Raw genomic sequence first — 17,301 nt, 5'->3', positions numbered from 1 at the left:
TGCGCAAAAAAACGCCTGCCAAGGACGGCCGGCGGGCGGGGAATTTGTTTGATAACGCAGAGAAAAATGCGATTAGCGCGGCAAAGGGGAGAGGTTGAGCTGGCCGATGGCGTCGCATAGCCAGGCCAGAGCGGGATCGCGTTTAACCTGGCGGCCGGCCACCAGCTCAATGGGGAAGGAGGGAATAGCCAATTCTTCCGGCAAAGGTAAAAACTGAATTTGCAACGCATCGGCATACCGTCGGGCGACGCTGGCCGCCAGGGTGGCGATCAGATCGCTGGCCGCCACCACCGCCGGCAGAGCGACGATGTGCGAAAAAGTGGCGGCAACGCGCCGTTGACCGCCGATCTCGGCCAGACGGCGATCGACGATGCCGCGGCCGGAACCATCATCCGTGGGGGCGTACAGCCCATGCGGCAAACTGAGGTAACGCGCCAAATCCCAACGGCCGTCTACCAACTGCGGGTGCTTGCGGCTGGCGATACACACCAGATGTTCATCGAACAGGCGGCGGACATAGTGGCTTTCGGGGCCGGAAATATGGCCACCCAGCGCAATATCCACTTCCCCACGTTCCAGCTGCTGATGAATATGGCGGCGGTCCAGGCGTGAAACCCGAAGATCGATACCCGGTGCGGCGCGGCGCAATGCGCCTATGATCGCTGGCAATAGCGTGATGTCGGCATAATCGCCTGCCGCCAGGGTAAAGCGGCGGTCGCGCGCGCTGGCGGGATCGAAGTGCGCGGGCGGGGCCAGGGCCTGCTGGATTTGCTCAAGCACCTGCCGTATCTGCGGCATCAGTTGGTGCGCGCGCGGCGTGGGCACCATCGCGCCGCCGCTGCGCGCAAACAGCGGATCGCCCAACAAAACGCGCAGACGGGCCAGCGCATTGCTGACCGAAGGCTGGGCGCGGTTCAGCCGTTTTCCGGCGGCGGTCACATTACGCGTTTGATACAGCGCGTCGAACACCACCAGCAGATTGAGATCGATGCTTGCTAAATTCATTTTGTGAATACTCTATATGCAGATAATCCATTTCCAGAATCATACTGCGTTATCTAAGCTGATGGCACGCGGTATCGGCCGCCATAGGGGGTAGAGGATGGAAAAGGTGTTGGTAACCGGCATAGAGCCGTTTGACGGGGATACGGTGAATCCCTCCTGGCAGATAGCGCAGGCTTTGGCGGGTGAACGGATCGGCGGGGCGGAAGTCGTTGCGCTGGAGCTGCCGTGCGTGCTGGGCGTGGCGAATGAGCGGCTTATCGCGGCAATTGAACAACTGCACCCGAAGGCGGTGATCTGCCTGGGGCTGGCTGGCGGGCGGGCGGAAATTTCGCTGGAGCGGGTGGCGATTAACTTAATCGATGCCCGGATACCGGATAATGCCGGCAGGCAACCGATAGACGTGCCGGTGGTGGCGGGCGGGCCCGTGGGTTATTTCAGCACGTTGCCGATCAAGGCGGCGGTGCAGCGGCTGCGCCAGCAGGGCATTCCGGCCGCGGTGTCTTACACGGCGGGTACCTACAATTGCAACCATATCTTTTATGGGCTGAGCCACTATATCGCCGGCCGGCAACCGGCAATCAAAGGCGGGTTCGTGCATATTCCCTATAGCCACGCGCTGGCGGCCGAGCATCCGGGTAAACCGAGCATGGCGCTGGCGACGATGATCGAGGCCATTCGCAGCATAGTGCTTACCGCATTGACGGTGGAGGAGGATGCGGTGTTTGGCGAGGGCGCCTTGCATTGACGGAGCAGGGCGCGGCAGGCGCTGCGCCCTGGCTGAGGGTCACTCGTCGGCGACGCGGATCACCAGCTTGCCGAAGTTTTTGCCCTGCAACAGGCCGATAAACGCCTGCGGCGCATTTTCCAGCCCGTCGACGATATCTTCGCGGAATTTGATTTTACCCTGTTCGACCCAGGCGCTCATCTGCTGCAGAAAATCGTCGTAGCCTGACGCATAATCGTCGAAAATAATGAAGCCCTGCATGCGAATGCGTTTGCGCAGGATAAGCCCTTCCAGCATCGCCAGACGGTCTGGCCCAGGGGGCAGTTGGGTGGCGTTATAGTGGGCGATGATGCCGCAGACCGGAATGCGCGCTTTGGCGTTCAGCAGCGGCATAACGGCGTCGAACACCGCCCCGCCGACGTTTTCATAGTAAACGTCGATCCCCTGCGGGCAGGCGGCGGCGAGCTGCGCGGCAAAGTCGGCGGCCCGGTGATCGATACAGGCGTCGAAGCCCAGTTCTTCCACGACGTAGCGGCATTTTTCCGCGCCGCCCGCCACGCCGACCACGCGGCATCCCTTCAGCTTGCCGATCTGCCCGACAACAGAGCCGACGGCGCCGCTGGCGGCGGCCACCACCAGGGTTTCACCCTGCTGGGGCTGGCCAATATCAAGCAAGCCCATGTAGGCGGTGAACCCCGGCATGCCCAAAACCCCCAGCAGGCGCGAGGGGTGTTTTTGGTCTGGGCCAAGGTTGCGCAGGCCGCTGCCGTCGGAGAGCGCGTAATCCTGCCAACCGGCATACCCCAGCACCCAATCGCCGGTTTTGAAACCGGGATGCTGTGAGGCGACAACGCGCGATACGGTGCCTCCGACCATGAGCTGGCCGACCTCCACCGGCGCCGCGTAGGAGGGGGCATCGCTCATGCGGCCACGCATATAGGGATCGAGCGACAGATAAACAGTGCGCAGCAGCACCTGCCCGGCGGCGGGTTGCGGCGTTGGCGCCGTGTCGAGGTGGAAGTTGTTTGCCGTCGGCTCACCCTGTGGGCGGGAAGCCAATAGCCAGCGGCGGTTTTGTTGACCTTGTGACATCGGACACTCCTTACTGCAGATAGGTGTCCTAAAGCCTAGTTCAGCTGGGATGAAAGGGTATGAACGAATAGTGCTCGGATGCTAGAGCGGGACGATCAGCACGTCAATGCGGCTGGCGTTGATAAAGCGCGCGGCGGAGCAGGAAAACTTGTTCATCATGCTGTCGCTGTGATTGCCGCAGACCACCAGATCGAACGGCTGCCGGCTGCTGGCGTAATTCAGGCTATCGGCCAGTTCGCCATGCACTATCAGCATATCGGCAATCGGATAACCGGCCCGCTGGCGCAGCTCTTCTAAAAACAGCCGGGTTTCTTCTTCCATCAGGGCGCGCAGATCGCCGAGCATGGGGCCGGCGAAGTTGTTGTACATTTCCGGGTTGGCGATGGTGCTCAGCAGGGTGAGTTTCCCCTCGGAAGGGCGAACGATGGAGACGGCTTTTTCAACCAGGCGGTGGCTGTCAGCCGCAACGGCGACGGTAACCAGAACATTGTGATATCCCATCTTCACTCCCAATAACCGCGCTTTAGCTAAAAGGATAGAACCTGGTGGGCAGAATAAATGTGTTTTACATCACGCGCGGCAATAAATCATGAAGAGGTCTGGCTATATAGCAATAAAAGATAACGCCGGCGCCGCGCGTAATTAGGCTGAATTAAAGCACCTGCGCCCACAGCGTTTTAGGCACCTTACCCAGGTCGAACAATTTACCGGCCACCAGCTCGGCGCGGCGGTGGTCTGCGGCGCGGTACATATTGCTCATTTCTGTATCGTTATCAATGGAATAGTTAAGTTTGTCGTACACCTTTTCCAGGCTGTCCAAACTGGAGCATTTGCGGAATGTCATCAGATATTCGAGGGTATCAGTCATGATTAAAATATAGCCTGTTAATAGTTGTAGCCGGGCGGATAAAACATCGGCGGCTCATGGGGGCACCCGCGAGGCAGCGATGTACGACCTGACAAAAATCAATTCGAATAGATAAATTGCACTTTGGTAATAATGATGCGCCGAATGGCCGCGCGTTGATAATAATAATATGCCGGTGCGTCGGCAGCAATGTCATCTTGCTGATAAATGAAGAAATAGGGAAAGTCTCAGGCCGCAATGGTGCGGCGGGCAGCGCAAAACGGGCGCTTTTTGCGGTCTGCCGGCCTTCAGGCCTGCGGTTTCTGCTGCCGAAGCCCGCGCAAAAAGGGGCGTTGCATAAAATTCGCACGGTGGCGGCGTCGCCCTGTGTCGCCCTGGCTTTCATCATTGCCGATTGCCCGATTAACACAACGGTGGCGCACATCTGCCATGAAGTGCCGACAACAACAATGATCTTCGCAAAATAAAAAAACTACGTTTTATCTATTCATGGGAGCAGGTGCGGTGAAATGAAATCTAATAACCAATAACTCAACGTGATAATTAAGCGATTTTTCATTGAGTGAGAAAAAGAATTAAAGTTCTCATGTTTTATGCCGATATTTCGTTTTGGGGGATTTTTTCTGTAAAAAGCGATCCTTGCACCCTGCTTATACGGAAACATATCGTTACGTCTGTTTTCTTGTTCAACACGTCGTCGAATCACTGAAGAGCCAATATCCCCGCACGATGAAATTTGAAACACGGTGCAGTGAGATTTTTAAGTCAAATCCGAAACACCATAACCTTATAGTTACCAAGCGTTATTTTTCAACGTTTAAGCTTTATTGCCTTCTAACAGGTTATTTATACTGCATTTATCGGCTAACAGCAGATTTTTGTTCTGTTATTTTGGTTTGGTGATGCTTTTGTTCGAATTGATCTAAAAAAGATAAATTTTTGGCTGATAAACATTGTTTTTAAGACGTTTTTTTACTTATGGCTATTTTGTGATCAAAAATAAGCGCAAAAAGTGAGCGGCATTCGTGATATTTGGTTTAAATATTTTTTATTTTTGTGACTCACATCACATTGTATTTAAAATTGCTTCTTACTTACATTGTGTGTGCTAATGGTTCGGGGGTAGAGTTGCGCTGCTTTAGGAATAATCTTATTAAATTTGTAAAAATAGTTTCATGGTGGCTAAACACTATCGAAGCAAAAATGCTGTACATCCATACACGTTGGTTTACGCACGTATCAAATACTGAACAGCAGCCGCATTGAGCGATCTTCGCTATTTATCGCGGCGTTATTTAGGGACTAATTTGCCAACTTCGGGAACAAACCCAGGTCACGGGCGATAAAAATTATCACCCAGCGTATGTTTTTAAACATAGTCTGTCGGGATGGGGAATATGGGTACGTCTGAATTACTTAAGCATATTTATGACATAAATTTGTCATATTTACTTTTAGCACAGCGTTTGATTAATGACGAAAAAGCGTCGGCGATGTTCCGTTTAGGGATTGACGAAACCATGGCTGATGCGCTCGCGCAGCTTACGTTGCCGCAAATGGTTAAACTGGCGGAGACCAACCAGCTGATCTGCCACTTCCGCTTTAACGACAGCCAAAGCATCGAACGCCTGACCAAAGAGTCGCGGGTGGACTCCCTGCAGCAAATCCATACCGGTATTTTGCTATCAAGCCATTTACTGCAAGAACTGTCGTCTAAAGACGGCGGTGCGACGAAGAAAAGAGCCTGATGATGGTAGAGAAAAGTATTGTTCAGGAAGCCAAGGACATTCAGCTCGCCATGGAGCTGATTTCACTGGGGGCCCGTTTGCAAATGCTGGAGAGCGAAACGCAGCTCAGCCGCGGACGCTTGATTAAACTTTATAAGGAACTGCGCGGCAGCCCGCCGCCTAAAGGGATGTTGCCGTTCTCTACCGACTGGTTTATGACCTGGGAACAGAATATCCATTCTTCGATGTTCTACAACGCCTACCGCTTTCTGATGAAAAGCGGGCAATGCAGCGGCGTAGAGGCGGTGATTAAAGCCTACCGCCTGTACCTGGAACAGTGCCCGCAACAAGCGGGAGAAGCGCCGCTGCTGGCGCTGACCCGCGCCTGGACGCTGGTGCGTTTTGTCGACAGCGGCATGCTGCAGCTTTCCGCCTGCAGCTGCTGCGGCGGCGCATTTATCACCCATGCGCATCAGCCGCTGAACGGTTTTATCTGTAGCTTATGCCAACCCCCATCCCGCGCAGTAAAAAGACGTAAACTTTCGCCGCAACTGGCCGATATTATTCCTCAACTGCTGGACGAGCAGGTCAAACGCGCCATTTGAGCCCGCAACATTGTCGGTTCACGGCAGTGAAAACACACCTGTGATGCGCAGAGGGCGGTAATGCCTTCCCGGCGGTGCAGCTTGGCTGCCGCGCCGCCGGCCTGTCATGGCGCGTTTGCCCCACCTTCCATCCACATTGTTAATTTAAGGAATGCGTGTGTTAGTTATTTTGGGTTATCTCGTGGTATTGGGTGCGGTTTTTGGCGGATACCTGATCGTAGGGGGGCATCTCGGCGCGCTGTATCAGCCGGCGGAGTTTCTGATTATCGGCGGCGCAGGCATTGGCGCTTTTATCGTCGGCAATAACGGCAAAGCGATCAAATCCACGCTGCGTGCGCTGCCCAAACTGATGCGCCGTTCGAAATACAGCAAAGATCTGTACATGGATCTGATGGCGTTGCTGTATCGGCTGCTGGCCAAATCGCGCCAGCAGGGCATGCTGTCCCTCGAGTTTGACATTGATAACCCGCAGGAAAGCGAAATTTTCTCTAATTATCCCCGCATTCTTGCCGATAACACCCTGGTGGAATTCATTACCGACTATTTACGGCTGATGGTGAGCGGCAACATGAATGCGTTTGAGATCGAAGCGCTGATGGACGAAGAAATCGAAACCTTCGAACAGGAAAGCGAAGTGCCCGCCGGCAGCCTGGCGATGGTGGGCGACTCGCTGCCGGCGTTCGGCATTGTGGCGGCGGTGATGGGGGTGGTACACGCGCTGGCCTCGGCCGATCGCCCGGCCGCCGAGCTGGGGGCGCTGATCGCCAATGCGATGGTCGGCACCTTCCTGGGTATTTTGTTGGCTTACGGTTTTATTTCCCCGCTTTCGACCCTGCTGCGGCAAAAGAGCGCAGAGACGGTCAAGATGATGCAGTGCATCAAGGTCACCCTGTTGTCCAGCCTGAACGGCTATGCGCCGCAGATCGCGGTCGAGTTCGGCCGTAAAACGCTGTACACCACGGAGCGTCCCTCTTTCGTTGAGCTGGAAGAGCATGTGCGCCGGGTGAAAGCGCCGGCCCAGCAGGCGACGGAAGAAGAGCAAGCATGAAACAGAATCACCCGGTCGTTTTGGTCAGAAAACGCAAGGCGCACCAGGCCAGCCATCACGGTGGCTCCTGGAAAATAGCCTATGCCGACTTTATGACCGCCATGATGGCGTTCTTCCTGGTGATGTGGTTGCTGGCGATCGCCAGCCCGCAGGAGCTGACGCAAATCGCCGAGTATTTTCGCACCCCGCTGAAGGTGGCGCTGACCGCCGGCGACAAAAGCAGTTCGGAAAGCAGCCCGATCCCGGGCGGCGGCGACGACCCGACCCAGCAGGAAGGCCTGGTGAAGCAGCAGGTCGACTCGCCGGAAAAACGCGCCGAAGAGCTGCGGCTGAACAAGCTGCGCGAGAAGCTGGACGAACTGATTGAGTCGGACCCGCGCCTGAAGGCGCTGCGCCCGCATTTGCTGATCAACATGATGGATGAAGGCCTGCGCATTCAGATCATCGACAGCCAGAACCGCCCGATGTTCAAGACCGGCAGCGCGCAGGTGGAAAGCTACATGCGCGATATCCTGCGGGCTATTGCGCCGATCCTCAACGACCTGCCGAACAAGATAAGCCTGTCTGGCCACACCGACGATATTCCCTACGCCAGCGGCGAGCGCGGCTACAGCAACTGGGAGCTGTCCGCCGATCGCGCCAATGCCTCGCGCCGTGAGCTGATCGCCGGCGGCCTGTCGGAAGGCAAGGTGCTGCGGGTGGTGGGCATGGCCGCCACCATGAGCCTGAAACAGCACGGCGCCGACGACGCCGTCAACCGCCGCATTACCGTGCTGGTGCTGAACAAGGAAACGCAGCAGGGCATAGAACATGAAAACGCCGAAAGTAACGCGCTGGACATCGCCCGGCCGGACAGCCTGAAACAGCTGGCGCCATCGGCGACCGCCCCGGCCAGCTACGCGCCGGAGCAGCCCGCGGCTGCGCCTGCACCGACTAACAGCGACTCACCGCCAGAGGTAACCCCGTGAGCATGGACATTAGCGCTTTTTATCAGACCTTTTTTGATGAAGCAGACGAGCTGCTGGCAGACATGGAGCAACACCTGCTGGAGCTGGATCCGCTGGCCCCGGATATCGAGCCGCTGAACGCCATCTTTCGCGCGGCGCACTCGATTAAAGGCGGCGCCGCGACCTTTGGTTTTTCGGTGCTGCAGGAAACCACCCACCTGCTGGAGAACCTGCTGGACGGTGCGCGGCGTCAGGAAATGAGCCTGAGCACCGAGATTATCAACCTGTTTCTGGAAACCAAAGACATTATGCAGGAGCAACTGGACGCCTACAAAACCTCGCAACAGCCCGATGCCGAGAGCTTCGAATATATCTGTCAGGCGCTGCGCCAGCTTGCGTTGGAAGCGCAGCAGCAGGAGGCTCCCGCAGCACAACCGGCGGCGCCGCTGGCCGTCGCCGCACCGGCGGCGATCGAAGGCGGCATGCGCATCAGCCTGTCCGGCCTGAAGGCCGGCGAGATCCCGCTGATGCTGGAGGAACTGGGCAACCTGGGCGAAGTGAAAGATCCGCATCAGACCGAAAACAGCCTGGACGTGACGCTGCTGACTTCGGCCAGTGAGGATGACATCAGCGCGGTGCTGTGCTTCGTGCTGGAGCCGGAACAAATCAACTTCACCACCCCGCCGCAGAGCGAAGCGCCGCCTGCAGCGACCGCAGCGGCGGCAGCGCCGATCGCCGAAGCCGCTGCCGCTGCCGCCAAACCGGCCCCGGCCGAAGCGCCGAAAGCGCGCGCCAAGGCCAGCGAGTCGACCAGCATCCGCGTGGCGGTGGAAAAGGTAGACCAGCTGATCAATCTGGTGGGCGAACTGGTGATCACCCAGTCGATGCTGGCGCAGCGTTCCGGCAGCCTGGATCCGGTCAACCATGGCGATCTGCTGAACAGCATGAGCCAGCTGGAACGCAATGCGCGCGACCTGCAGGAGTCGGTGATGTCGATCCGCATGATGCCGATGGAATACGTCTTTAGCCGCTTCCCGCGCCTGGTGCGCGATCTGGCCGGCAAGCTGAACAAGCAGGTGGAGCTGACGCTGCAGGGCAGTTCCACCGAGTTGGACAAGAGCCTGATTGAACGCATTATCGATCCGCTGACGCACCTGGTGCGCAACAGCCTGGATCACGGCATCGAAGATCCCGCCACCCGCGTCGCCGCCGGCAAATCAGAGGTCGGCAACCTGGTGCTGTCGGCCGAGCATCAGGGCGGCAATATCTGTATCGAAGTCACCGACGACGGCGCCGGGCTGAACCGCGAGAAAATCCTCGCCAAGGCGGCCTCGCAAGGCCTGGCGGTCAGCGACAGCATGAGCGATGAAGAGGTTGGCATGCTGATCTTCGCGCCGGGCTTCTCGACCGCCGAACAGGTGACCGACGTTTCCGGCCGCGGCGTCGGCATGGACGTGGTGAAAAGAAACATCCAGGAAATGGGCGGCCACGTCGAGATCCATTCCCAGGCGGGCAAGGGCACGGCGATTCGCATCCTGCTGCCGTTGACGCTGGCGATCCTCGACGGCATGTCGGTCAAGGTGAACGACGAGGTCTTCATCCTGCCGCTGAACGCGGTGATGGAGTCGCTGCAGCCGCAGGCCGAAGACCTGCATCCGCTGGCCGGCGGCGAGCGGGTGCTGCAGGTGCGCGGCGAATATCTGCCGCTGGTGGAGCTGTACCGGGTGTTCCAGGTCGAAGGCGCCAAGACCGACGCCACCCAGGGGATCGTGGTGATTTTGCAGAGCGCCGGCCGCCGCTATGCGCTGCTGGTGGATCAGCTGATCGGCCAGCATCAGGTGGTGGTGAAAAACCTGGAAAGCAATTACCGCAAGGTGCCGGGCATTTCCGCCGCCACCATTTTGGGTGACGGCAGCGTGGCGCTGATTGTCGACGTCTCGGCGCTGCAAACCCTAAACCGTGAAAAGCGTCTGACGGACGCCGCCGCATAATAATTAATCTATTGATTCAGAAGGTGAACAAGATGGCAGGATTGGCAACCGTCAGCAAGCTGGCTGGCGAAACGGTAGGTCAGGAGTTTCTGATTTTCACCCTGGGCAATGAGGAGTACGGCATTGATATCCTCAAGGTGCAGGAGATCCGCGGTTACGATCAGGTCACGCGCATCGCCAATACCCCGGCGTTTATCAAAGGGGTCACCAACCTGCGCGGCGTGATTGTGCCGATTATCGATCTGCGGGTGAAGTTCGCGCAGCAGGGCGTCTCCTACGATGAAAACACCGTCGTGATCGTGCTGAACTTTGGCCAGCGGGTGGTGGGCATCGTGGTTGACGGCGTCTCCGACGTGCTGTCGCTGACCGCCGAACAGATCCGCCCGGCGCCGGAATTCGCCGTCACCCTGGCGACCGAATACCTGACCGGCCTCGGTTCGCTCGGCGAACGCATGCTGATCCTGGTGGATATCGAAAAACTGCTGAGCAGCGAAGAGATGTCGCTGGTCGACAGCGTGGCGAAAAGCGCCTGATGGTGTTTCCCGGGGCTGGCCTGCCGGCCCCGGCATTTTAGTTCTCCCTACCAAAAATAGTGACTCCCTCGCATAAAGTTCTGCCGCGCCGCGCCGATAACCCTGTCATTCAACATACACAAAGCCTGTCTGCTCGGGCTTTCAACAAGGGAAATCATGTTTAATCGTATGAAGGTGGTAACCAGCCTGTTGCTGGTGCTGGTGTTATTTGGCGCCTTGCAGCTGGTTTCAGGCGGGCTCTTTTTCTCCTCGCTGAAAAATGACAAAGAAAATTTCGCCGTGCTGCAGACCATTCGCCAGCAGCAGTCTGAGCTGAATGAAAGCTGGGTCAACCTGCTGCAGACCCGCAACACGCTGAACCGCGCCGGTATCCGTTACATGATGGACACCAACAAAATCGGCAGCGGCGCCAGCGTCAGCGAGCTGCTGACCTCGGCGAAAAGCATGCTCACGGTGGCGGAGCAGCACTATGCCGCCTACGAAAAAATCCCCCTTGACCCGAGCCAGGATGCGCAGTCGGCGGAGAAGCTGAAGCAGCAGTACGGCATCTTGCACGGCGCGCTGTCGGATCTGATCCAACTGCTGGGTGAAGGCAAGATCAACGCCTTCTTCGACCAGCCGACGCAAAGCTATCAGGACGCTTTCGAAGAAATCTACAACACCTATCTGGCGCAAAACGACAGGCTGTATCAGAGCGCGGTGGAAGACAGCAACCGCTCGTTCACCTCGGCCATCTGGACGCTGGTGGTGGTGCTGTTGGTGGTGCTGGCGGCGATCGTGCTGGTGTGGACCGGCATTCATCACATTCTGGTGCGCCCGCTGAACCGCATGATCGAACACATCAAACAGATTGCCGCCGGCGACCTGACCCAGCCGATTGCGGTCACCAGCCGCAACGAGATGGGCGTGCTGGCCGCCAGCCTGAAGCATATGCAGAGCGAACTGATCGAAACCGTCAGCGGCGTACGTCAGGGCGCCGACGCCATCTACAGCGGCGCATCGGAAATCGCCGCCGGCAATAACGATCTCTCCTCGCGCACCGAACAGCAGGCCGCCTCGCTGGAAGAGACCGCCGCCAGCATGGAGCAGCTGACCGCCACGGTGAAACAAAACGCCGAAAACGCCCGCCAGGCTTCGCAGCTGGCGCTGAGCGCCTCCGAAACCGCGCAGAAGGGCGGCAAGGTGGTGGCCAACGTGGTGCAGACCATGCACGACATCGCCGGCAGCTCGCAGAAAATCGCCGACATTACCGGCGTAATCGACGGCATTGCCTTCCAGACCAACATTCTGGCGCTGAATGCGGCGGTGGAAGCGGCGCGCGCCGGTGAACAGGGCCGCGGTTTCGCGGTGGTGGCGGGCGAGGTGCGCAACCTGGCAAGCCGCAGCGCCCAGGCGGCGAAGGAGATCAAGGGCCTGATCGAAGACTCGGTCAGCCGCGTCGATATGGGATCGGTACTGGTGGAAAGCGCCGGTGAAACCATGGGCGATATCGTCAATGCGGTAACCCGCGTTACCGACATCATGGGCGAAATCGCCTCGGCGTCGGACGAACAAAGCCGCGGTATCGATCAGGTCGGCCAGGCGGTGGCGGAAATGGATCGCGTCACCCAGCAGAACGCCTCGCTGGTGGAAGAGTCCGCCTCGGCGGCGGCGGCGCTGGAAGAACAGGCCAGCATGTTGACCCAGTCGGTGGCGGTGTTCCGCCTGAAGGCGGAAGGGCCGGACGACTTCAAAGCGCCCGTCGGCAGCAAGGCGGCGATAGCCCCGGTCATTAATCATAAAAAAATGAACGCCAGCGATCTGCAGGATAACTGGGAAACGTTCTGACCGATATTGGGCCTCTCTGAGGGAGAGGCCCCTTTCCCTACGCAGGCGGGCTTCCGGCCGGCCGCAAGGAGGTTCACAGTGTTTAACCGAATCCGCGTCTCTACCAGTCTGTTTCTGTTGTTGATGACTTTTTGCGTTATGCAGTTGGCCACCAGCGGCCTGTCCTACACCGCTTTTCGATCCGATAACCACAACCTTAACCTTATTGCCCTCGGCAGCCAGCAGCGCGACGCGCTCAGCCTGAGCTGGGTATCGCTGCTGCAGGCGCGCAATACCCTGAATCGGGCGGGCACCCGCGCCGCGCTGAAGTTGCCGCAGGAGCAGGTGAACGCGCTGATGGGCAATGCCCGCAGTTCGCTGCAAAAAGCCGATCTCTACTTCAATCAGTTTCTGGCGGTGGAGCGCACCAGCGAGCAGGAACAGCAGCTGACCGCAGCCACCCAGGCCAGCTATGAGCGCCTGCGCGGCGCGCTGCGCGAACTGATTGGCTTCCTGGAAAACGATAACCTGCAGGCGTTTATGGATCAGCCGACGCAAAAAACTCAGGACCTGTTTGAGGCCGATTTTGTGCAGTATCTGCAGCTGGTGAACGCCAACGTCGGCCAGGCCAACAGCGCCAATCAGCTCTCCTTCACGCTGTCCGGCTGGCTGGTGGGCGGCGCGGTGCTGATGCTGATCGTGGTCACCGGCAGCGCCATGTGGTGGCTGCGAACCATGCTGGTGCAGCCGTTGAACATCATGCGCAACCATTTTGACCGCATTGCCGCCGGCGATTTGGCCGCGCCGATCCAGGTGTATGGCCGCAACGAAATCAGCCAACTGTTCGCCAGCCTGCAGCGCATGCAGCAGTCGCTGATCGGTACCGTCGGTGCGGTGCGCGACGGCGCGGAGTCGATACTGATTGGCCTGCAGGAGATTTCTGAAGGCAATAACGATCTCTCTTCGCGCACCGAACAGCAGGCCGCCTCGCTGGAGGAAACCGCCGCCAGCATGGAACAGCTGACCGCCACGGTGAAACAGAACGCCGACAATGCGCGGCAGGCTTCACAGCTGGCGCGCGACGCTTCGGCCACCGCCGGCAGGGGCGGCGCGCTGGCCGGCGACGTAGTGACAACCATGCATGAGATCGCCAACAGTTCGCAGAAGATCGGCGCCATCACCAGCGTGATCGACGCTATCGCTTTCCAGACCAATATTCTGGCGCTCAATGCGGCGGTGGAAGCGGCGCGCGCCGGAGAGCAGGGCCGCGGTTTCGCCGTGGTGGCCGGTGAAGTGCGCAACCTGGCGAGCCGCAGCGCCCAGGCGGCGAAAGAAATCAAGGGCCTGATCGACGAGTCGGTCAGCCGCGTTAAGCAGGGATCGGTGCTGGTGGAAAACTCGGGCGCCACCATGCAGGACATCGTGCGTTCGGTAACCCGGGTGACCGACATCATGGGCGAAATCGCTTCGGCTTCGGATGAACAGAGCCGCGGCATCGAACAGGTCACGCAGGCGGTCACCCAGATGGATCAGGTCACTCAGCAGAACGCCGCGCTGGTGGAAGAGGCCGCCTCGGCCGCCACCGCACTTGAAGACCAGGCGATCACCCTGGCGGATGCGGTGTCGGTATTCCGTCTGGCGGACGACAACGTCGCCGCGCCAGGTAACAGTCATGACGCAGTTTTACCCGTGGTAAAGGAAGCCCCAGATTGTCAAAGCGCATAAGCAACCCGTTTTACCTGAGCGAGCAGGCATGAAGCAGGCGCCCTCAACCCAAAATCGAGACCCGGCGTCGTTGCTGACGCAAATGGTGCAGCGTTTGCCGCTGTCGGACGTGCATTTTCGCCGCATCAGCCAGCTGATTTATCAGCGCGCCGGCATCGTGCTGGCGGAACACAAGCGCGAGATGGTGTACAACCGCCTGGTGCGCCGCCTGCGGCTGCTGGGCCTGAATGACTTCGGCGACTACCTGGCGCTGCTGGAGAGCGACCCGAACAGCGCCGAATGGCAAGCGTTTATCAATGCGCTGACCACCAACCTGACGGCGTTTTTCCGGGAGGCGCACCACTTCCCGATCCTGGCGGAACATGCGCGTTCACGGCCCAACGGCTACAGCGTCTGGAGCACCGCGGCGTCCACCGGCGAAGAGCCGTACTCGATCGCCATCACCCTCAGCGAAGCGCTGGGGCAACGCGCGACCGGCTGCCAGGTTTGGGCCAGCGACATCGATACCCAGGTGTTGGAGAAGGCCGAGGCGGGGGTTTATCGCCAGGAGGATTTGCGCACCCTGACGCCGGCGCAGATGCAGCGCTATTTTTTGCGCGGCACCGGGCCGCATCAGGGGCTGGTGCGGGTGCGGCCGGAGCTGGCGGCGCGGGTGAACTTCCAGCCGCTGAACCTGCTGGCGCCGGAGTGGGCGCTGCCGGGGCAGTTCGACGCCATATTTTGCCGCAACGTCATGATCTATTTTGATAAAGCGACGCAGGAGCGCATCCTGCGCCGCTTTGTGCCCTTGCTTAAACCGGGGGGGTTGATGTTCGCCGGCCACTCCGAGAACTTCAGCCAGATCAGCCGGGATTTCTACCTGCGTGGGCAAACCGTATATGGGCTGACCAAGGAGAGGTAATGAACAAAATCAGAGTACTGTGCGTAGACGATTCGGCCCTGATGCGGCAGCTGATGACCGAGATTGTCAACGGACATCCCGATATGGAGATGGTGGCGACCGCGCCGGACCCGCTGGTGGCGCGCGATCTGATCAAGAAGTTTAACCCGCAGGTGCTGACGCTGGACGTCGAGATGCCGCGCATGGACGGGCTGGACTTCCTCGAGAAGCTGATGCGCCTGCGGCCGATGCCGGTGGTGATGGTGTCGTCGCTGACCGGCAAGGGTTCGGAGATCACCCTGCGTGCGCTGGAACTGGGGGCGGTGGACTTCGTCACCAAGCCGCAGCTCGGCATTCGCGAAGGCATGCTGGCCTACAGCGAGCTGATCGCCGAGAAGATCCGCACCGCCGCCAAGGCGCGGCTGCCGCAGCGATCCGTCAGCACGGCGCCGGCGATCCTCAGCCACGCGCCGCTGCTGAGCAGCGAAAAGCTGATCGCCATCGGCGCGTCCACCGGCGGCACCGAGGCGATCCGCCAGGTGTTGCAGCCGCTGCCGGCCACCAGCCCGGCCTTGTTGATCACGCAGCATATGCCGCCGGGCTTTACCCGATCGTTTGCCGAACGGCTGAACAAGCTGTGCCAAATCACGGTGAAAGAGGCGGAAGACGGCGAACGGGTGTTGCCGGGCCATGCCTACATCGCCCCGGGCGACCGCCACCTGGAGCTGACGCGCAGCGGCGCCAATTACCAGATCAAGCTGCACGACGGCCCGGCGGTTAACCGCCACCGCCCGTCGGTGGACGTGCTGTTCCGCTCGGTGGCGCAGTACGCCGGCCGCAATGCGGTGGGGGTGATCCTCACCGGCATGGGCAACGACGGCGCGGCCGGCATGCTCGAGATGCACCGCGCCGGCGCCTGCACCCTGGCGCAAAACGAAGCCAGCTGCGTGGTGTTCGGCATGCCGCGCGAAGCCATCGCCGGCGGCGGCGTCAGCGAAGTGGTGGAGCTGGACAAGATGAGCCTGCGGATGCTGGCGCAGATCGCCGGCGGGCAGGCGCTGCGCATTTGATTTTATACCGCAGGGCGAACCCTGCGGGCATAGGGCCAGCGGCCGCCGCAGGGCGGGCCGCTGTTTTGAATAGTTAAACGGTTAAACACTTCAGGAGTAGCAATGGCAGACAAGAATCTCAGATTTCTGGTGGTGGACGATTTTTCCACTATGCGTCGCATCGTCAGGAATTTGCTGAAAGAGTTGGGCTTCAACAACGTCGAAGAGGCGGAAGACGGCGCGGATGCGTTGAACAAGCTGCGCGCCGGCGGCTTCGACTTCGTGGTGTCCGACTGGAACATGCCGAACATGGACGGCCTGGAGCTGTTGCAGACCATTCGCGCCGACGGTGCGCTGGCCGCCATGCCGGTGCTGATGGTGACGGCGGAAGCCAAAAAAGAAAACATTATCGCGGCGGCGCAGGCCGGCGCCAGCGGTTACGTGGTGAAACCTTTTACGGCGGCGACGCTGGAAGAAAAGCTCAATAAGATTTTCGAAAAACTGGGCATGTAAGGAGAGGGCGATGAGAGAGATTCCAATGCCTGCCAGCGATGCAGCGACCGCGGGAGAGATCATTTCCCGCATCGGCCAACTGACTCGCATGCTGCGCGACAGCATGCGCGAACTGGGGCTCGATCAGGCGATCGCCCAGGCGGCAGAGGCGATCCCGGATGCGCGCGACCGTCTTGATTATGTGGTAACCATGACGGCGCAGGCGGCGGAACGGGCGTTGAACTGCGTGGAGGCGGCGCAGCCGCGTCAGGCGGAGCTGGAGTCGGGCGCCACGGCGCTGAAAGGCCGCTGGGATGCGTGGTTCGCCAACCCGATCGATCTGGCCGACGCGCGCGTCCTGGTCACCGACACCCGGCAATACCTGGATCGGGTGCCGGATCACACCGCCTTTACCAATGCGCAGCTGCTGGAAATCATGATGGCGCAGGACTTCCAGGATCTGACCGGCCAGGTGATCAAGCGCATGATGGACGTGGTGCAGGAGATAGAAAAGCAGCTGCTGATGGTGCTGATGGAAAATATCCCGGAGCAGCCGGTGAAAGAGAAGCGGCCGAACGACAGCCTGCTCAACGGCCCGCAGCTGGACCAAAACGGCGCCGGCGTGATAGCCAACCAGGCGCAGGTCGACGATCTGCTCGACAGCCTCGGTTTTTGACCCTTGGCGGGGCGCAGACTGCTGCGCCCCAGATGCCCGATGTCGGCGCAATGCCGGCTCTTCTTCGTCATCCCATAAATAACCCGCTTTTTTCCCCGCTGTTCCGCCAATGACATCGGCATTTTTTTGGCAT

The 17,301-nt window shown here is 59.3% G+C and carries 18 protein-coding genes; 14 read left to right on the top strand and 4 right to left on the bottom strand.

The window, feature by feature from the left end; translation table 11 throughout:
• Nucleotides 1-72: 72 nt before the first annotated feature.
• Nucleotides 73-1,005 (bottom strand): LysR family transcriptional regulator, encoded by a 933-nt coding sequence (locus KHA73_RS14685; RefSeq protein ID WP_234585092.1) that lies wholly within the window; start codon nucleotides 1,003-1,005, stop codon nucleotides 73-75.
• Nucleotides 1,006-1,102: 97 nt separating this feature from the next.
• Between KHA73_RS14685 and pcp the strand changes: the two genes are divergently transcribed.
• On the top strand, nucleotides 1,103-1,750 hold the full coding sequence (gene pcp, locus KHA73_RS14680; RefSeq protein ID WP_234585091.1) for a pyroglutamyl-peptidase I: 648 nt from the start codon (nucleotides 1,103-1,105) through the stop codon (nucleotides 1,748-1,750).
• 39 nt (nucleotides 1,751-1,789) lie between these two features.
• Here the strand turns inward: pcp and KHA73_RS14675 are convergent, their stop codons facing one another.
• From KHA73_RS14675 to ydgT, 3 genes are all read right to left on the bottom strand, one after another.
• Nucleotides 1,790-2,821, bottom strand: coding sequence for an NADP-dependent oxidoreductase (locus tag KHA73_RS14675; RefSeq protein WP_234585090.1), 1,032 nt, complete (start codon nucleotides 2,819-2,821; stop codon nucleotides 1,790-1,792).
• Between the two features lie 81 nt (nucleotides 2,822-2,902).
• On the bottom strand, nucleotides 2,903-3,322 hold the full coding sequence (uspC, locus tag KHA73_RS14670; RefSeq protein WP_234585089.1) for a universal stress protein UspC: 420 nt from the start codon (nucleotides 3,320-3,322) through the stop codon (nucleotides 2,903-2,905).
• A gap of 151 nt (nucleotides 3,323-3,473) precedes the next feature.
• Nucleotides 3,474-3,689 (bottom strand): transcription modulator YdgT, encoded by a 216-nt coding sequence (gene ydgT, locus KHA73_RS14665; RefSeq protein WP_073531714.1) that lies wholly within the window; start codon nucleotides 3,687-3,689, stop codon nucleotides 3,474-3,476.
• Nucleotides 3,690-3,886: 197 nt separating this feature from the next.
• Here ydgT and KHA73_RS14660 point away from each other — a divergent pair, with 197 nt between their 5' ends.
• The 13 genes from KHA73_RS14660 to cheZ all read left to right on the top strand — a co-directional run bounded on the left by KHA73_RS14660 (nucleotide 3,887) and on the right by cheZ (nucleotide 17,168).
• Nucleotides 3,887-4,156 (top strand): hypothetical protein, encoded by a 270-nt coding sequence (locus KHA73_RS14660; RefSeq protein WP_234585088.1) that lies wholly within the window; start codon nucleotides 3,887-3,889, stop codon nucleotides 4,154-4,156.
• Between the two features lie 930 nt (nucleotides 4,157-5,086).
• Nucleotides 5,087-5,437 carry a flagellar transcriptional regulator FlhD gene (gene flhD / locus KHA73_RS14655; protein WP_234585087.1) on the top strand — a complete coding sequence of 117 codons (351 nt, stop codon included), beginning with the start codon at nucleotides 5,087-5,089 and terminating at the stop codon, nucleotides 5,435-5,437.
• On the top strand, nucleotides 5,437-6,021 hold the full coding sequence (flhC, locus tag KHA73_RS14650; RefSeq protein WP_170310329.1) for a flagellar transcriptional regulator FlhC: 585 nt from the start codon (nucleotides 5,437-5,439) through the stop codon (nucleotides 6,019-6,021). Before flhD ends, flhC begins: the two co-directional genes overlap by 1 nt.
• A gap of 157 nt (nucleotides 6,022-6,178) precedes the next feature.
• Nucleotides 6,179-7,069 (top strand): flagellar motor stator protein MotA, encoded by an 891-nt coding sequence (motA, locus tag KHA73_RS14645; RefSeq protein ID WP_234585085.1) that lies wholly within the window; start codon nucleotides 6,179-6,181, stop codon nucleotides 7,067-7,069.
• Nucleotides 7,066-8,037 carry a flagellar motor protein MotB gene (motB, locus tag KHA73_RS14640; protein ID WP_234585084.1) on the top strand — a complete coding sequence of 324 codons (972 nt, stop codon included), beginning with the start codon at nucleotides 7,066-7,068 and terminating at the stop codon, nucleotides 8,035-8,037. Before motA ends, motB begins: the two co-directional genes overlap by 4 nt.
• Nucleotides 8,034-10,007 (top strand): chemotaxis protein CheA, encoded by a 1,974-nt coding sequence (cheA, locus tag KHA73_RS14635; RefSeq protein WP_234585083.1) that lies wholly within the window; start codon nucleotides 8,034-8,036, stop codon nucleotides 10,005-10,007. The genes motB and cheA overlap by 4 nt, the downstream gene beginning before the upstream one ends.
• A gap of 32 nt (nucleotides 10,008-10,039) precedes the next feature.
• Entirely contained in the window at nucleotides 10,040-10,540 is a 501-nt protein-coding gene (gene cheW, locus KHA73_RS14630) for a chemotaxis protein CheW (protein WP_061794773.1), read from the top strand.
• A gap of 156 nt (nucleotides 10,541-10,696) precedes the next feature.
• On the top strand, nucleotides 10,697-12,367 hold the full coding sequence (locus tag KHA73_RS14625; protein ID WP_234585082.1) for a methyl-accepting chemotaxis protein: 1,671 nt from the start codon (nucleotides 10,697-10,699) through the stop codon (nucleotides 12,365-12,367).
• A gap of 78 nt (nucleotides 12,368-12,445) precedes the next feature.
• The gene (locus tag KHA73_RS14620) at nucleotides 12,446-14,071 is read left to right on the top strand and encodes a methyl-accepting chemotaxis protein (protein ID WP_234585081.1); all 1,626 of its coding nucleotides are present in this window, start codon (nucleotides 12,446-12,448) and stop codon (nucleotides 14,069-14,071) included.
• A 28-nt stretch (nucleotides 14,072-14,099) separates the two neighbouring features.
• On the top strand, nucleotides 14,100-14,972 hold the full coding sequence (gene cheR / locus KHA73_RS14615) for a protein-glutamate O-methyltransferase CheR (protein ID WP_234585080.1): 873 nt from the start codon (nucleotides 14,100-14,102) through the stop codon (nucleotides 14,970-14,972).
• A complete protein-coding gene (locus tag KHA73_RS14610; protein ID WP_234585079.1) occupies nucleotides 14,972-16,021 on the top strand; it encodes a protein-glutamate methylesterase/protein-glutamine glutaminase in 1,050 nt (349 codons plus the stop codon). The genes cheR and KHA73_RS14610 overlap by 1 nt, the downstream gene beginning before the upstream one ends.
• A gap of 102 nt (nucleotides 16,022-16,123) precedes the next feature.
• The gene (gene cheY / locus KHA73_RS14605; protein WP_006326141.1) at nucleotides 16,124-16,513 is read left to right on the top strand and encodes a chemotaxis response regulator CheY; all 390 of its coding nucleotides are present in this window, start codon (nucleotides 16,124-16,126) and stop codon (nucleotides 16,511-16,513) included.
• 10 nt (nucleotides 16,514-16,523) lie between these two features.
• Complete coding sequence (gene cheZ, locus KHA73_RS14600; RefSeq protein ID WP_234585078.1) at nucleotides 16,524-17,168, top strand: protein phosphatase CheZ; 645 nt, start codon at nucleotides 16,524-16,526, stop codon at nucleotides 17,166-17,168.
• Nucleotides 17,169-17,301: the final 133 nt, after the last annotated feature.

Source organism: Serratia entomophila (genome assembly GCF_021462285.1).
Classification (GTDB): Bacteria; Pseudomonadota; Gammaproteobacteria; order Enterobacterales; family Enterobacteriaceae; genus Serratia; species Serratia entomophila.
This window is presented reverse-complemented; position numbering and strand designations above follow the sequence as displayed.

Excerpts from the sequence above, each read along its gene's own strand:
- pcp (WP_234585091.1), top strand. The coding sequence starts at position 1,103 with ATGGAAAAGGTGTTGGTAACCGGCATAGAGCCGTTTGACGGGGATACG.
- cheR (WP_234585080.1), top strand. The coding sequence starts at position 14,100 with ATGAAGCAGGCGCCCTCAACCCAAAATCGAGACCCGGCGTCGTTGCTG.
- KHA73_RS14685 (WP_234585092.1), bottom strand. The coding sequence starts at position 1,005 with ATGAATTTAGCAAGCATCGATCTCAATCTGCTGGTGGTGTTCGACGCG.
- KHA73_RS14675 (WP_234585090.1), bottom strand. The coding sequence starts at position 2,821 with ATGTCACAAGGTCAACAAAACCGCCGCTGGCTATTGGCTTCCCGCCCA.
- KHA73_RS14610 (WP_234585079.1), top strand. The coding sequence starts at position 14,972 with ATGAACAAAATCAGAGTACTGTGCGTAGACGATTCGGCCCTGATGCGG.
- KHA73_RS14625 (WP_234585082.1), top strand. The coding sequence starts at position 10,697 with ATGTTTAATCGTATGAAGGTGGTAACCAGCCTGTTGCTGGTGCTGGTG.
- ydgT (WP_073531714.1), bottom strand. The coding sequence starts at position 3,689 with ATGACTGATACCCTCGAATATCTGATGACATTCCGCAAATGCTCCAGT.
- uspC (WP_234585089.1), bottom strand. The coding sequence starts at position 3,322 with ATGGGATATCACAATGTTCTGGTTACCGTCGCCGTTGCGGCTGACAGC.
- flhC (WP_170310329.1), top strand. The coding sequence starts at position 5,437 with ATGATGGTAGAGAAAAGTATTGTTCAGGAAGCCAAGGACATTCAGCTC.
- motB (WP_234585084.1), top strand. The coding sequence starts at position 7,066 with ATGAAACAGAATCACCCGGTCGTTTTGGTCAGAAAACGCAAGGCGCAC.
- cheW (WP_061794773.1), top strand. The coding sequence starts at position 10,040 with ATGGCAGGATTGGCAACCGTCAGCAAGCTGGCTGGCGAAACGGTAGGT.
- cheY (WP_006326141.1), top strand. The coding sequence starts at position 16,124 with ATGGCAGACAAGAATCTCAGATTTCTGGTGGTGGACGATTTTTCCACT.
- flhD (WP_234585087.1), top strand. The coding sequence starts at position 5,087 with ATGGGTACGTCTGAATTACTTAAGCATATTTATGACATAAATTTGTCA.
- cheZ (WP_234585078.1), top strand. The coding sequence starts at position 16,524 with ATGAGAGAGATTCCAATGCCTGCCAGCGATGCAGCGACCGCGGGAGAG.